Source organism: Verrucomicrobiota bacterium (assembly GCA_016871535.1).
In the GTDB taxonomy this organism is placed as follows: Bacteria; Verrucomicrobiota; Verrucomicrobiia; order Limisphaerales; family SIBE01; genus VHCZ01.
Genome location: VHCZ01000152.1, coordinates 1 through 15,151 on the forward strand (window position 1 = coordinate 1; position 15,151 = coordinate 15,151).

The 15,151-nt window shown below is 59.6% G+C and carries 10 protein-coding genes; 4 read left to right on the top strand and 6 right to left on the bottom strand.

Annotated elements, in window-relative coordinates; all coding sequences use genetic code 11:
- The first annotated feature begins 438 nt into the window (after positions 1 to 438).
- Positions 439 to 4,530: a hypothetical protein gene (locus FJ398_18005; GenBank protein ID MBM3839824.1), complete on the top strand. Its 4,092-nt coding sequence runs from the start codon at positions 439 to 441 to the stop codon at positions 4,528 to 4,530.
- 290 nt (positions 4,531 to 4,820) lie between these two features.
- Here FJ398_18005 and FJ398_18010 read toward each other — a convergent pair whose 3' ends face one another.
- Complete coding sequence (locus FJ398_18010) at positions 4,821 to 5,288, bottom strand: cyclic nucleotide-binding domain-containing protein (GenBank protein ID MBM3839825.1); 468 nt, start codon at positions 5,286 to 5,288, stop codon at positions 4,821 to 4,823.
- A 423-nt stretch (positions 5,289 to 5,711) separates the two neighbouring features.
- On the opposite strand from FJ398_18010, the gene FJ398_18015 reads away from it, so the two are divergent.
- The 3 genes from FJ398_18015 (at position 5,712) to FJ398_18025 (ending at position 9,091) form a co-directional block, all read left to right on the top strand.
- Positions 5,712 to 5,933 carry a redoxin domain-containing protein gene (locus FJ398_18015; GenBank protein MBM3839826.1) on the top strand — a complete coding sequence of 74 codons (222 nt, stop codon included), beginning with the start codon at positions 5,712 to 5,714 and terminating at the stop codon, positions 5,931 to 5,933.
- Positions 5,934 to 5,945: 12 nt separating this feature from the next.
- A complete protein-coding gene (locus tag FJ398_18020; GenBank protein ID MBM3839827.1) occupies positions 5,946 to 6,494 on the top strand; it encodes a hypothetical protein in 549 nt (182 codons plus the stop codon).
- Between the two features lie 542 nt (positions 6,495 to 7,036).
- Positions 7,037 to 9,091, top strand: coding sequence for a hypothetical protein (locus FJ398_18025; GenBank protein MBM3839828.1), 2,055 nt, complete (start codon positions 7,037 to 7,039; stop codon positions 9,089 to 9,091).
- 194 nt (positions 9,092 to 9,285) lie between these two features.
- Here the strand turns inward: FJ398_18025 and FJ398_18030 are convergent, their stop codons facing one another.
- The 5 genes from FJ398_18030 to FJ398_18050 form a co-directional block, all read right to left on the bottom strand.
- Positions 9,286 to 10,992: a serine/threonine protein phosphatase gene (locus FJ398_18030; GenBank protein MBM3839829.1), complete on the bottom strand. Its 1,707-nt coding sequence runs from the start codon at positions 10,990 to 10,992 to the stop codon at positions 9,286 to 9,288.
- Between the two features lie 59 nt (positions 10,993 to 11,051).
- Positions 11,052 to 11,732, bottom strand: a complete 681-nt coding sequence (locus FJ398_18035) for a type II secretion system protein (GenBank protein MBM3839830.1) — start codon at positions 11,730 to 11,732, stop codon at positions 11,052 to 11,054.
- Positions 11,733 to 11,968: 236 nt separating this feature from the next.
- Positions 11,969 to 13,567 carry a Gfo/Idh/MocA family oxidoreductase gene (locus tag FJ398_18040; GenBank protein ID MBM3839831.1) on the bottom strand — a complete coding sequence of 533 codons (1,599 nt, stop codon included), beginning with the start codon at positions 13,565 to 13,567 and terminating at the stop codon, positions 11,969 to 11,971.
- Between the two features lie 17 nt (positions 13,568 to 13,584).
- Positions 13,585 to 14,802 (bottom strand): Gfo/Idh/MocA family oxidoreductase, encoded by a 1,218-nt coding sequence (locus FJ398_18045; GenBank protein ID MBM3839832.1) that lies wholly within the window; start codon positions 14,800 to 14,802, stop codon positions 13,585 to 13,587.
- The gene (locus FJ398_18050; GenBank protein MBM3839833.1) at positions 14,799 to 14,981 is read right to left on the bottom strand and encodes a hypothetical protein; all 183 of its coding nucleotides are present in this window, start codon (positions 14,979 to 14,981) and stop codon (positions 14,799 to 14,801) included. Before FJ398_18050 ends, FJ398_18045 begins: the two co-directional genes overlap by 4 nt.
- Positions 14,982 to 15,151: the final 170 nt, after the last annotated feature.

A 15,151-nucleotide genomic window follows, 5' to 3' on the forward strand; every position in this document is an offset into this window, starting at 1 on the left:
TTCTTTTTCGCCAGACTTCGTTGCTTGCTCCTTACAGATCCACTTCGGGATATGCTCGTCGCTCGCGCCTCGTCTGGCCGAAAAATCCCTTGCCGCGAACGTGAGCGTATTTATGAAATGGACCACTAAGGATCGCCTTTGGGAAAGCAAGCGAGCGGGCTGATCAGGATGGCAAATTAACCACGGATTACCCAGAGCGGAAATCCGCAACCGAAGGCGTTACAGGCGTTACAGCGTTATTTCGGATTTCCATGGCAGAGGCTTCCTCGTTTGCTTGCGGCCCCGTCGCGCTGTGCGGAGTTGTGTTCAAAGCCGCGCAATTTTCTTCAATTAGCGCCGCATCAAAACTAGCGTCGCCCTTCTAATGGTCTTGACTTTCGGTCTTAGAAACTGAGAAAAGGATCGCACTCAAAGTTCCCAGCATAGCGAAGAAGCACTATGAAAAAAACAACCCCACTAGTCCTATCCTCCCTGGTCACCGTTTTTGCAACGGCGGCTCTCACCGTTCAGGCGCAACAGGACGTTACCCAACCGGGCGACCCTGTCATCGCCTCGTCGTCCAACAGTCCCGGCTCCGAAGGCGTCGCCAACGCCATCGACGGTAAACCGACAAAATACCTGAACTTCGACACGCGGACCGGCGGCAAGCCCTCAGGCTTCGTTGTCACTCCGTCAATCGGACGGACCGTCGTCACCGGTCTCACCATGCAATCGGCCAACGATGCGCCGGAGCGCGATCCCAAGATCATTACGCTGGAAGGATCGAATGACGACGCCATCAAGGATTTCGCGTCGGGCAATTGGGAACTGATTGTCAAACTCGACAACATTCCAGCCTATACAGCGAGATTCCAGCCGCAGAGCTTCAACTTCGAGAATTCAAAGCCCTACAAGCATTACCGTTGGACGGTTGTGGAAACGCAGACCGTAAACGGCTGCTGCTTTCAGATCGCCGAAGTCGAGTTTCTCGGCACGTTATTGCCTCAGGACGTGACCCAGCCTGGCGATCCTGTCATTGCCAGTTCTTCAAACAGCCCCGGCTCCGAAGGCGTGGCCAACGCTATCGATGGCAAGCCGACGAAGTATTTGAACTTCGACACGCGCACGGGCGGCAAGCCTTCCGGTTTCGTCGTCACGCCGGCGGTCGGAATCACCCGCGTCGTCGGTTTGACCATGCAGTCCGCCAACGACGCGCCGGAGCGTGACCCCAAGATCGTGACCCTGGAAGGATCTAATGACGCGGCCATCGCAAACTTCAGCGCCGGGAATTGGGAATTGATCAAACGGTTCGACAATATCCCGGCTTACACCGCTCGCTTCCAGACCTACACCGTCCTCTTCGACAACGAGAAACCCTATAAGCACTACCGCTGGACTGTGGTCGAAACTCAGACTGTGAACGGCTGCTGCTTCCAGATTGCGGAAGTGGAATTGCTCGGCAGCACGTTGCCAAACGACATCACTCAGCCTGGCGATCCCGTGATCGCTTCCTCGTCGAATAGCCCCGGTTCTGAAGGCGTCGCCAACGCCATCGACGGCAAGCCCACGAAGTATCTGAACTTCGATACACGGACGAACGGAAAACCTTCCGGGTTTGTTGTGACTCCTTCACTCGGCCGGACGGTCGTCACCGGGATCACCATGCAGTCAGCCAATGACGCGCCGGAGCGCGATCCGAAGATCATCACCCTGGAAGGCTCGAACGACGACAAGATCACCGATTTTAGTTCGGGCAAGTGGGAGTTGATTGCCAAGCTCGATAAAATCCCCGCCTACACCGCTCGGTTCCAGGGCCAGACGTTTGTGTTCTCAAACCTCAAACCTTACAGACATTATCGTTGGACCGTCGTAGAAACCCAGACGATCAACGGCTGCTGTTTCCAAATCGCCGAAGTCGAACTGCTCGGAACCGGAGCGCCGACCGACGTCAGTCAGCCTGGCGATGCGGTGATTGCCAGTTCGTCGAATAGCCCTGGCTCCGAAGGCGTCGCCAACGCCATCGACGGCAAACCGACGAAGTATCTAAACTTCGACACTCGCACCGGCGGCAAGCCTTCCGGCTTCGTAGTCACGCCTTCGATCGGCGCAACGACCATCACCGGCATCAGCATGCAGTCCGCCAACGATGCTCCGGAGCGCGATCCCAAGATCGTGACCATTGAGGGATCCAACGACGCGACGATCTCCGCGTTCGGTTCCGGGAATTGGGAGTTGATTGCCAAGCTCGATAACATTCCGGCTTACACGGCGCGATTCCAGACCCAGGAATTCTATTTCCCGAACAAGAAAGCCTACAAACATTACCGCTGGACGGTCGTGGAAACGCAGACCGTGAACGGCTGCTGTTTCCAGATCGCCGAAGTAGAGTTTCTGGCGGTCGCGACGGGCGCCGATTGCAACAAGGCGCGCTTCCTGACGCAGCCGGTTAATACGCCGGTGCTGGAAGGCTCCAAAGCTACCTTCAACGTAGTCGTAAACGGTCCGTGGCCTATCCAATGGCTGATGAACGGACAGCCTATTGCCGGCGCAAGACAGACCAGTTACACCACCGAGGCGGTGACCAAGGCGAACGCGACGAATGTTTACGAAGCGCAGATCGTCGGCTGCGAAAAGAGCACGCCGGTCAAAGCCGTTCTCTTCACACCCTCGGCCACGAAGAGCATTGGTATCAGCTTCCGTGGCGGCGGCGCGAATGGCGCACCGACTCTTATGAACGCCGACGATATCGCGGGACTTCACCAACAGGCGTACTGGATCAACGGCGCAAATGCCGGTAGTGGTTCTTTGCCCGACCTGGGGGTTGATCCACCTTTGCTTCTTGTGGACAGCGACAACAAGGAATCCACCGTCACATTTGAATGGCAAGCCAGCGGCTCCTGGGGTTCGGGAACCGGAGATGCGTCGGCATCCCAGAGAATGTTGAACGGGTTGATCTATGCGAATATTGGCAGCGCGGCGACGCTGACCTTTGGCAATGTGCCGGCGGGAGCGCACACGGTGATCGCCTATATCGTGAACATTCCTCTACAGTTCCAGGAAGCAAACTTCACGATCAACGGCCAGACGGCTCAAACCTATTACATCCGCTCCATGAACGCAGATGAATTCAATGCGGCGCCTGGGTTTTATCGCGGATCAAGCACGTCCGCCAACAATCGAACCGTCGCGAGCTACGTCCGCTTCGACAACGTGCGTCCTAACAACGGCGTGATTACGCTGACGTTCGACACTGTGGCTGGCTCGTACGATCGCGGTTCAGGTCTCAACGCGGTCCAGCTTATCCTCAACGCACCGCCAGCGGGTGCGCCTCCTTCGATCACGGCCGATCCACAACCGACGGTTGCGGCGGCGGGAAGCACGGTCAGACTGTCGGTGACCGCAACAGGCAGCGACCTCGTTTATCAGTGGCGCAAGAACGGCCGCAATCTCCCCAATGGTGGCAACATCAGCGGGGCGACGAGTTCCGCGTTGACGATCAGTTCGTTTAGCGACGCAGATGTCGCGATCTACAGCGTGGCGGTGTTCAATCCTGGTGGCAGCACGATCAGCCGCAATGCCTCCGTCCGTCTGTCGAAGTTCGATATCAACGATTCGTTGGTCGGCTATTGGAAACTCGACGAATCCAGTGGCTCCAATGCCGCAAACGCGGTTTCGGGCGGCAAAGCCGGCAAGGTAACGGGCGCCGCGACCTGGGGCGCCGGCCAAGTGGGCAATGCGTTGCGATTCGACGGCACTTCGACCTACGTGGTCGTGGATGACTTCACCAAGGCGAAAGCCGGGATTGCCGCCTCCGCGTGGGTGAATGTGGCTGCGGGCACGGCATCGGATGTGGCCTTCTTCCGCAATGCTCAGGGCAATCTGGGCGTCGGAGTCAACGCCAGAGGCAGGGCCTTGGCCGGCCAATTCGAGGTTGGTCTCGTGCTCGATCCGAATGACAACGTGCTCAGACTGTCCGGAGCCATCGGAGCCGGTCCGAACGTCGTCAGCGCAACCGGGCCGGCGGCCTTCCCGCTCGGATCCTGGCAGCACGTGGCGTTCAGCGGTGATGGAGCGCAATTGCGGCTCTACCTGAACGGCGTCGAAATCGCCTCCACCGATTACATCACGACCGTCAATCCGCCGGATATGCCGTACATCTCTGTGGGAGCGCGGCTCAATCTGGCCGATCCGGCGGATCCAGCCAGCGGTTTGGGGCCGGATACAACGACTCCAAACTTCCTCGCGGGTCAACTGGATGACGTGGCCCTTTGGACACGAGGGTTGGCCGCGGACGAAGTCTCGCAGGTTTATGCGGCTGGGAAGGCAGGGCAGGCCGTGACCACGGTTAAGCTTACGCCGCCACCCGTGACGCCGCCAAGCGCTCCGACCATCAAGTCGGCACGGACAGCTACTGGCTTGAGCATCACCTATACGGGTACCCTGCAGTCCGCGGACTCCGTCACTGGTCCTTGGGCCGATGTCGCGGGCGCTCAAAGCCCGTTCAATGTGACCGCGGCTTCAGGAGCGAAGTTCTATCGGGTTAAGCAGTAGAAGAGCCTCCAACAATCACGCAGAGGCCGGAAGCAATTCCGGCCTCTTTTTTTGTGCTGGGAAGCAGGAGCAAATCAACCGCTGATCAACGCAGATGAACGCGGATAGGCGTTCTCCCGGATCCACATCCGCACCGCTATCCATAAAGGTTTCCGGCGCTTGCGCAAATTCTCCCATTCAACCGATTTAACCATTTAACGATTTAACGTTGTAACGGCTTTGGTTGCGCCTTGCCGCGCTGGGTTCATCTGCGGTTCGACTCGGAGCCCAGTCTTCCCCGTCGATTCTGGCTATTTGATCTTCTGAACAAGTTGAGCAACTTGCGCTGCGACGGCTTCCAGAATCTTCTTCAACTCCTCGAATTCCTTTTGCAGCCCATCCGGCGCAAGGACAGCCGGAGTGGCCTCGGCTTGCTGTTTTGCTGCCACTGAGTCCATCCAGCGCATGCGCTCGACGAGGCCGTGCATGACGTCCATGGCGAACTCCGGATTCTTCTGAATGAGCATTTTGAAACGCGCCTGATCGATTCGAGCCAGCCGGCAGTTCTTCCTGGCGATCACGGTGGCGCTCCGCGGCTGGCTGTCGATCATCGCCATTTCTCCGAAGATCTCGAACGGTTTGAAGGTGCCCACGACTTTGCCGCGCACCTGAACTTCAATCTGGCCTTCCAGCAGGACCATGAGGGTGTTGCCGACCTCGCCTTCCTTCAGGATGGTTTGGCCAGCTTTGAATTCAACGCAGCAATCCGGTTTCCACACGGGTGTCGGGCAGGTTCATGGGCGTCTTCTTTCCAGGTTCAAGGTTTGGGGCGCATCCCTCACCTCAGCCGCGCAAGGCTCCGGAACTCACTTCACCGCAAGCCACCGCGGACAGGTGAGACGGCGCACATCATCGCACTTTTCTCCAAGCGCTCAAACAATTTTGACGGATTGATGGATTGATTTGATTGATTTGGATTGATTGATCATTGGGCGTATCTCCGATTCAGCGAAAAGTGTTCTCATTCGGAGATGCGCCCCCTTGACTGAGGGAGTACAAGAAACGTTTGTTTTCTGCGCACGGCCCACTAAGCTGCGCCCAAACTCGGACTCTCGATGCAGAGCGCAAAAACGGGGCAAGTGCGCCGAATGATCCCGGATTGCGGATTACGGATCACTGACCACTGACCACTCAACCAAGCCATGATCCCGAATCGCCTTTCCATCGCCTCGCGCTACCTGCTGGCCGCTGTCCTTTGCCTGGCCGCCTCGACGCGCGTTGCGGCGCAGTCCTCGACCGGTTACGTCGAAACCGGTGACATCGCCCGGGAATTCACCCTCAAGAACCGAAAGACCGGCGCGCCAATCCAGTTGAGCGATTACGCCGGCAAGATCGTTGTCCTGGACCTTTTCGCGTATTGGTGAGGGGCGTGCCAATTGCTCTCGCCGGTCGTCGAGAGGGAAATCAACAAGTACTACAAAGCCAGGCAAGGGAACCCCGCCGGCATCCCGGTGGAAGTGCTGGGCATCAACACCGATCAAACCAGTTCCGATAACACGGACGAGTTCATCGCCTCCGTGGGTTTCGAGGTCGCCGCCGATGATCCGGACTGGATCACGTATGGCCAGTTTGGCCCCGGCGGCGCGGCGGCGCGTTACGTCATCATCAACGGCGTCGCGGACTCGCCCACGCACAAGCAATGGGAGGTCCTGTTCAACGAAACGTTTTTCCAGCCGGGTGAAGTCAATCTCCTGCGCGCGCTGATCGACAAAGTGCAGGCGCCTGTCCCCGCGCCGCCGAAGATCGCCGTGCAACCCCAGAACCAGGACGCGCGCCGAGGCCGGGCGCGAATATCATGTCGAGTTTTCCACGGATTTAAGATCGTGGAAGCGTGTCCGGACGTTCCGGGCCAGCCAATCGATTTCAATCTATCGCGATCCCGACACTGTCAGGGAACCGCAAGGCTTCTTTCGTACCGTGAGTGACTGATCGGCTCAGTAAACGACGGTAGGGCAGAGGTGCCGGTCTGCCGATCTTCATCGCCGCCGGGTTGAACCAAGGTTGAACGAGCGACTCAAAGATCAGGTTTCTTAGCGTCCTTGGCGAACATTGCGTGATCACGGCCGTGTGGGCTTGGAACCGCAAGTTTTCTCGGGATCGTCCTCCGTTGTCGTCCTCGTAATCGCCAGCAATCGAGGACGAAGGAGGAGTGCGGAGGAGTGCGAGGACGAGGACCCAAATCCTCGCCTAAGGATTTTGAAAACGAGTCTTGAGCCGGTGGGCGTGGCATTTTCGATAGACGCGATTCAATACGAAATCTATTGAACCGCGACGTTGGCACGCCCCGAACTGGCCGCATCGCAAGGATGGTTTTGAAGATTTAGGCGAGGAACATGGGAGGACGAAAGGGATTGACACTCCGGGGGCCGGCTCGCTTCACTTCGCCATGATTCCCCAGGCCGGGCAGGGTGTTCCGCGCGCCGTGTGAACTCCGGCTGGGGGTTGAAACATCACACCGCATTCGTTTATGAAAAACTACTGCCGCACTCTTACGTTTCTTGCTTGGTGCCTCTGCTCGCAAAGCTTCGCTGCGCCAACCGGTCCATTCAGCCCGGAGCAGTGGCCGCCGACGATTGATGCCAAAAAGACCGTGCATTACGTCAGCACCGACGCCTCCTTCACGCCTCCGGGTCCCACCTGGCTGGCGGACGAACTCCGCATCTTGAGCGGCGGCGACCAGGTGACCACGCCGATCACCATTGGCGGGCATTCGGGACTCAAAGCGACCGCCAATTATCTGAACGTCGCGGACGCGTCCTATCAGGAATGGGCCGACAACGACACGATCGATATTCTCATGCAGGTGTACGGGGACGCCGCGTTGCTGAACAACGCCGGGCAACCTCGGAATTTCAATTTCCTGATTGGCACATTGCCGGAACTGAGCTTCCCCGTGGGAGGACAGCTTCCGGTTGAGGCCAAGAATCAGAAATGGAATTGGGTTCTGTTCCGAATTCCCAACGGGACACGGCCTTCCGACGGCTCGCGCTTCGTGGGATCGATTCCCGCCAACGCCCAGGGAGGCACGCAAGCGGGCGGTGTCAACGGCGGAACCATCCGCGCGGAAGGCGTTCCCAATCTGATCGTGCGTGTGGTGGCGTTTGGAGAAATGGGGGCGTTCGGTGAGCCGGAGGCGGTCAACGTGTTCGCGGCTCCGGAAAAATGCGATGCGGAGCCGGAAACGAATTACGTGTTCATCGACCTCAACAAAGGCACGACCAATCGGCTGGTCGTGCTGAACAACGGCGATCAGACCGTGACCTTCCAAAGCGACGTCGGCCCGGCCGGTGACAAACGCCGCGCGGTGCGGCCCAACGGCACGTACATGAATTTCGGGATCCCGGACAATTATCTGGGCAAGCCCTGCAACGATCCGCGCGCGATCAAGATGTGCGTGCAGTTCTACGACGATCCGGCGTTGATCGGCGCGACGTTTGGCCCGGAAGCCTACGCCACGGACGGCACGGGCGGCATCGGAACGTATCCGGCAGAGCGGCGCCACAAATTGGAGGGAACAGGGAAGTGGGTGCGGCGTTCCTTCACACTGGCGGCCGTGAATCTCAAAGGCGTGAACACGGGCGCGCTCACGGGCGGACCTCGGCTCGCGTTTGAAGGCGGATCAGTCTCCATTTCGAGTGTGGACCTGGCAATCCTGCGAACGGGCAATCATCCGCTCGCGGGGCGGGACCCGCTGGCAGATTGTTTCGAGGATCCAAAAATCTGCTCCGATGCTTACGGCAATTTCGCCGAACTCGACCTGGCGAAGGACATCCAAAAGGGACTCGCGCCGGGGAATTCGGCCGGCGATCAGAACATGATTCAAGAGGAAGCAGGCCCACCGAACGACCGGCGCAAAGCCATCCGCCCGGCCTTCGACGACGGCACGCCGGGTTTCGGACACATTTACATGAACTTCGCCGTCACCGACCAGGCGTTGGGGCCGACGTCGCAGCCGAATGCGCGGCTGGCCATTTGCGTGACGTATTACGACGACCCGGATCGAATTGGCGCAACTTTCCGGCCTGAGGTTTATCAATCGGACCGCGGCGGGCAAACCGGGTTGGCGTTCACGCAAGGCAATATCGCGGTGGCTCTCGAAGGCACGGGCAAATGGCGCGACGCCTATTTTGAAATCCCGGACATGAAATTCAACGGCGTGAACCAGGGTCCGCAAGCCGCGGCGCGCTTTGTCTTCCAGCCCAACTCACCGCCTTACGGTAAAATCTTCTTCAGCCGCTTGCGTTACGCGGTCATCCGCCCCTGCGGCCCGATGGCCGGCGTGAATCTTCTGGACGGCTGCAAACCGGACGCCGCGCCGCGTCTGGCATTTGTGATGGGGCCAAATCGGAACGTGCGCTTGTCGTGGCCGGTGGGCGCGGAGGGTTATCGGCTTGAGGAAAGCCCGGTCGTTGCGCCGGCTACGTGGACCGCCGTCGCCTCGGCCCCCGTTGTGGAAGGCAACGACAACGTCGTCCGAATCACTCCCGGGGCGGGCGCCAGGTTCTATCGGTTGGTGAAGTGAGCGTCGGGCGGTTGGCGTCAGATACAACGTTCCCACCGGCGGGGGCGCCGGTCGATACACGCGAGGGCGCGTGTGCTCCCCATTCTCGACTGCATACTTACGGCTACGGAGCAGAGAGGACTGGCGCACTCCAAAACCTGGCGATTCCAGGAAGGCTCCAGAGGAATTCTGCAGTACGAGAGCACAAACAAGAGTCACCTCGGAATGGTCAGATTCACCACGCGCAGCTTCCAGTCATCCACGGATTGAGCGGTGGTCAGAATCCCAAAGCTGTCGAAGCTGAAGTCGCAGCCGTCGCCATAGACGCTGTCGGGCGACACATTGAAAGTCCACACCGAGTTGGCCGGCACGCGGCGTTCCTCCGTGTTTTCGAGCAGTTTCGTCAGCGCGGACGGATCGGCCTCCAAAATGCCGAGCGAATCGTTTTCCTGCCAGTGGCGAAAAACGCCGCGCGTCGCTTTGAGCCGGCGCATCATCGGATTGAGCGCGCTCGAATGCTGGTGCGCCCGAAACACGGCGTGGACGCGCCGCGTGTTCGTACCCGCCTGTTCCAGGAGAAAGCGGGTCGCTCCCTCGCCATAAACAAAGCCTCGATCCGGATCGAGGTTGATTTCGGTTTCCCCGCGCACGACGGAGAAATCGTTCCACATGAAGCCAAGCAGCGTCGGGGTCGTGGGACTCGCCGGAACGAAATCCCGGTAGTAACGCGTCGCGATGCGTTGTCCATCCGGCGGGAGCGAGGCGACCCAGCTTGCATGAGTCTTCGCGAACTGAGATTGCTTGAGCTGGCCGATGAGTTCGAAGCGCGCGGTCTCCGGAGCATCGAGCAAACGGCCCGGATCGTAACCCGGCTCCATGCCGCCGTGATTGCACTGAATGAAATGGTCTGCGCAACCGAGGTACAGCACCACGGGAAGGAAATCATAGAGCCGGATCACGCGCTGGGCATTGAATTCCCGGCCGAACTTGTGCGCGCCTTCCGCGAGGAAACCGTAGCGGGACACGAGACTGATGTCTTCGTGGTTGCCTCGCGCCAGCAGCACCCGATCCGGATTCTCCAGCTTCAACCGCAGAATGGTGTAGAGCACCTCCACTCCATAGCCGCCGCGGTCGGTGTAGTCTCCGAGCAGGGCCAGGTAGGTGTTGGGCCGCGCCAGGCGGAAGTCCCGGAGGTAGCCTTGCTCGGTCAGCCACCCGAGCCAGGCGATGAGCGAGTGGATGTCGCCGTGAAAATCGCCGTGGAAAAGCACTTCTGCGCCAGACGGCACGACTTGGCGCTGGGCGAAAGGCTGGAACGGAATGGCTTGCCGGAGGAAATAAGCTGCGTCCGTGTTGAAGAACTGTTTTTGTGACGGAACCTCGCCCACCCAGGCGTTCGCACGCGCCAGCTCGCCCGTCTTGCACAGAGCCAGGAAGGCTTCCAGAGGTTCGGCGAACTGGGCAAAGGTCTTCAGCGGCCGCAGTTCCTTCGGAGGCAGCGCATGCTTGAGCGCGCGATTGCCCGGCAAACGGGCGCACGCGGCTTTCCAGTCCGCGAACCGCTGGTACACGGAAGGCGTGAAACGCGGCGCGGGCTGTGCGGTTCCTTGTGGCTGCGAAGGAACCTGGCCGCACACGGATTCGACAAGCGTTAAAATCGCCAGCGCAAGGCCGAAGGACGCTCGGAATGCCTGCGCGTTGGCGCGCTGAACCCACCCCAGGCCGCGGTCTGCTGCCATTGAATTAGGCTTGTGGAGTTCTCCTGCTGTTCTGATTACCCTGCTCATGCCCCGTGAACCAAGTCGGGCGAGTCCGTCCCGGCGAGCCGCTCGACGTGTGTGGGGCACGTTCGATTCGGCTCGCTGGGGACAGGCTCGCCCTACCGTCAGGAGGAAGATCCCTGCTTTCGTGTGGTGCGACATAAATTAAGAGTAGGAGCGGGAGAAAGAGTTGAACTGAGGCGCGGAACTTCTCGGTGCCCTCAGCGCAGCTTCACGTAGGGTTCTTCATCCCAGTTCTGCGAGGGCCAGATGAAGGTATCGACGCTGTTGTCGTAGCGAAGGGCGAGATCTTTCATTTTGGTTTGGCGGCTTCCCCAACCGGCGGTGTTTGTCCCGGTCCAGCCCTGCCAGAGATGGCGATGCCACGGGCAAGCCGCCACGATGAAACGCGCGTTCCAGCGGGTGAGTTGATTTTTCAGCCACGCTTTGCCATCGGCGGTGGTTTGGAACCACGCGCCCAGGTGATAGGCGTAGCTGGTCGTGAAATCACCGAAGTATTCCCAGCCCAGATCGATCGGGATGCGCCCGCGCGTGCGGTCGGACAGGCAAATGAATGAGTTCGTGTTGCCGACGTAGCCGCGTTCGAGGTACTGGTTCGTCATGCCAGGATAGCCGTGAGTTTTTCTCCCGGGATCGACCAGGTAAAGCGGCGGGCGATCCTCGTAATCCTCGCGATACATCTGAATGCCCAGGCCGATTTGCCGAAGATTGTTCATGCAATGCGCGCGCCGGGCATTCTCTTTGGCCCGCCCCAGAATCGGAAACAGCATGCCCGCCAGAATGGCGATGATCGCGATGACGACCAGCAGTTCGATGAGAGTGAAAGCTCTGAGGTCCCGGCAAAGGCCTCTGACTCGGCGAGCCGTTCGCGCGGGTGTCATAACTTGAATAAGTAGCCCGCCGACCGAGGAAGGTCAACTGATCAGGGAAGTCCCGGAAGTCTCATTTTGCCTTGGTCTGATTGCCATGCTCTCGCCCCATGCACACGGTAGGGCGAGTTGTCCTCAACGAGCCGCTCGACGTTCTTGGAACACGTCTGTCTCGGCTCGCTGGGGCAGGCTCGCCCTACCGTTCTGGCCCAGTTTCACCTGAGCAACCATGCCCGGCTCCTGGCCGATCAGGAGAACTTGTGCTTCCCGGGCATGGCTACATCCGGGAACGGCAGCGATCCCAATTCGTATTTGTCAGGGCCGAGCTTCCCCGTGGAGTTCAGGGCTTGATCCCACTCGATGATCTTGCCCGAGTAAGCCGACTCGCGCCCCATGATTGCGGTCAGGGTGCTTTCTGCGACCGCGCGGGCTTCGTTGAGCGGCCGTCCGGCGCGGATGCTGGCGATAAGATCCGGGTGTTCCTGCTGGTAAGGATTCACGTCTCGCTCGCGGAATCGCCAGGGCGTGCCGTCCTTGACCAGAATGGAATTGGCACAATTGCTCGCGCCGCGCGTGCCCACGAGCGCTTCTTCGACCTTGTTGTCGCAACCATTCATTTGCCGGCATTGGCTGAAAACCCGCGCCCCGTTCGGATATTCGTATTCCACGGCAAAGTGATCGTAGATGTGGCCGTGCGTCTTGTCCGGACGCGCCTGGCGACCGCCCATTCCGTAAGCCTTCAACGGATGCCCGTTCAACGCCCAGTTCATTACATCGAGATTGTGGACGTGTTGTTCGACCACGTGATCGCCGGAAAGCCAGGTGAAGTAATTCCAGTTCCGCAATTGCCACTCCATGTCGCTCCACGGAGACTGCCGCTCGACGACCCAGATGACCCCGCCGTTCCAGTAGGTGCGCCCATAAAGAATCTCCCCCACGGCGCCGTCGTGCAGGCGTTTGATGGTCTCGTTGTAACTGCGGAGATGCCGCCGCTGCGTGCCGGCGACAATTCCCAGCCCCTTCTGTTTCGCCAATTCGCCCGACTCAATCACCGAGCGCACGCCGGGTCCATCCACGGCGACGGGCTTCTCCATGAACACATGTTTGCCGGCCTCAATCGCCGCGCGCAGGTGGGCCGGACGGAAGTGGGGCGGGGTCGCGAGAATGACGTAATTGATTTCCGGGATTGCGAGCAGTTTTTTGCAGGCGTCGAAACCGACGAAACAATGTTCGTCTGGCACTGTGATCTTGAGTTTTTTCAGTTCGCCCCGGCAGGTGTTGAGCCGGTCTTGAAAAGTATCTGCCAACGCGACGACTTTTATCGCCGCTTGAGTCAGCGAATCCGCCTGAGCCACTTCTTCGGTGTGATAGCCGGATTGTGGATAAACGACTTTGGTCGCCGCGCCGAGTGCATCCAGCACCGCGCCCGTGCCGCGTCCGCCGCAACCGATCACCCCAACGCGGATGGGATCATCAGGCGAGGCGTGAACCGTGACAACGAAGGGGAACTCCGATATCCCCGCCGCACCTGCGACCGCGAGTAATGAAGTCTTGAGGAACCGGCGGCGAGCTACGTCCGGAGCGGCTGAAGTTGAATGGTCCCTTGCCGATTCCAGTGGCCAACCTCCTGGGTGTTTGGAGATCCCCTTTCCCCTCACCCCAGCCCTCTCCCTTGGGGAGAGGGAGCATTGACCGCCGCATTTCGATGAATGGACCGCCTGCGGCTGTTCCGGACGTAGGATGTCTTTTCCCCTCTCCCCGAGGGAGAGGGACAGGGTGAGGGGGAAGGAGACGTTCGAAATCCGCGACGCGGCTTCTGGGAATAGCGCAGGACCAGATGAATTCATGAGAACATCGAGGTTGTTCAACTATACTTGTAGTGGCTCGGCACCGGCACCGGCGGCGTGGGGACTGGGCCGAATTCGCATCTGGCTGGCATCAGATCAAGCGCGGCGTTCAAGACCGTGTCCCATTCTTGCGTCTTCCCGGTGTAAGCGGCGAGCCGCCCCAGGATGGCGGTCAAGGTGCTTTCGGCGGCGGCTTTCGTGTCATTGATCGGTTGGCCGGCGCGGATGCTTTGAATCCAATCGACTTGTTCCTGCGCGTAACCCAGATTGGTGCCGCCGTCCCCGCGCCCGGCCTTGAAACCGGAGGTTGGTTTTCCAAAACGCCACGCCGGCCCGCCTTTGACTTGAATGGTCTGGAAACAATCGCTCGTTCCCTTGGCGCCGACGACTGATTCGCTCAAAGTATCCTGACAACCGTTGATCTGACGGCACTGGCTGAACATGCGCACGCCGTTCGCGTACTCGAACTCAACCGCGAAGTGATCGAAGGTGTAGCCGAGCGTGCGCACCTGCCGGCCTCCCATGCCGTAAGCGCGGACAGGATGAGCGTTCAACAGCCAGTTGATCACATCCAGGTTGTGGACGTGCTGCTCGACGATGAAATCTCCCGAAAGCCAGGTGTGATTGTGCCAGGCGCGCAAATGCCATTCCATGTCGCTTAACGCGGGATCGCGCGTCATTTGCCCGTCGCCCTGGGCATTGTTGAAGACCCGCGCCAGAACCATCTCGCCGAGCGCGCCGTCCTGAAGCCGCTGGAGCGTTTCCCGGTAATTGTTTTGATGGCGCCGCTGCAGGCCGGCGACGACGCTCAGTCCTTTTTTCGCGGCCATTTCTCCGGAGGCCAGAACGGACCGCACGCCCGTAGGATCGACGGCCACGGGCGCCTCCATGAACACATGTTTCCCGGCTTCGACCGCAGCCCGCAAATGAATGGGCCGGAAACCGGGCGGCGTCGCCAGGATCACGCAGTTGACGTCCGGCACCGCGAGCGCCTTCTGGTAAGTGTCGAAGCCGAGGAAACATTGGTCTGGGGGAATGGCCTGGTTCTTGGTGAGAAACGCCAACTGCGCCATCTCCATCCGGTTCTTGAACACATCGGCCAGGGCCACCACTTTCACATTGGGCGCCGCAGTCAGCGCGTCGAAAGCGGCGCCGTTGCCGCGTCCGCCGCATCCGATCAACCCGATGCGAATCGGAATGTCCGCCGCCGCAGGATTGGGAGAGGCGGTGTTCATTGCTCGCTCGAAGCGGTTGAACTCGCCGGTGCGTTCGTCGGTTCGGCCAAAGAACGGACGACGCGAATGCCCACGAAGTCCGCCGAGGACAGCCACCAGATGCTCTTGGGGATTTGCGGGTCGAGCGCATTCCACTCGGGCACATCGATCAGGCGCGCGGCGCTGCGCAGCTTCGCCACCGGCTCGGTGAAGGCGCCGCCCCGGGCGACACGCGGGTCATCTCACTCGTGTCCAGTTAACAACTGTTCGAAATGCATGAAACCCCCGGTTCTGAAGGTCATTCGTCATGTTCAATCTGTTGTCGATATGGAGTTCAGAGTCGCGTTTTTAGCAAATCTACTTTTTACGA

Excerpts from the sequence above, each read along its gene's own strand:
- FJ398_18005 (MBM3839824.1), top strand. The coding sequence starts at position 439 with ATGAAAAAAACAACCCCACTAGTCCTATCCTCCCTGGTCACCGTTTTT.
- FJ398_18015 (MBM3839826.1), top strand. The coding sequence starts at position 5,712 with ATGATCCCGAATCGCCTTTCCATCGCCTCGCGCTACCTGCTGGCCGCT.
- FJ398_18025 (MBM3839828.1), top strand. The coding sequence starts at position 7,037 with ATGAAAAACTACTGCCGCACTCTTACGTTTCTTGCTTGGTGCCTCTGC.
- FJ398_18030 (MBM3839829.1), bottom strand. The coding sequence starts at position 10,992 with ATGTCGCACCACACGAAAGCAGGGATCTTCCTCCTGACGGTAGGGCGA.
- FJ398_18035 (MBM3839830.1), bottom strand. The coding sequence starts at position 11,732 with ATGACACCCGCGCGAACGGCTCGCCGAGTCAGAGGCCTTTGCCGGGAC.
- FJ398_18040 (MBM3839831.1), bottom strand. The coding sequence starts at position 13,567 with ATGAATTCATCTGGTCCTGCGCTATTCCCAGAAGCCGCGTCGCGGATT.
- FJ398_18045 (MBM3839832.1), bottom strand. The coding sequence starts at position 14,802 with ATGAACACCGCCTCTCCCAATCCTGCGGCGGCGGACATTCCGATTCGC.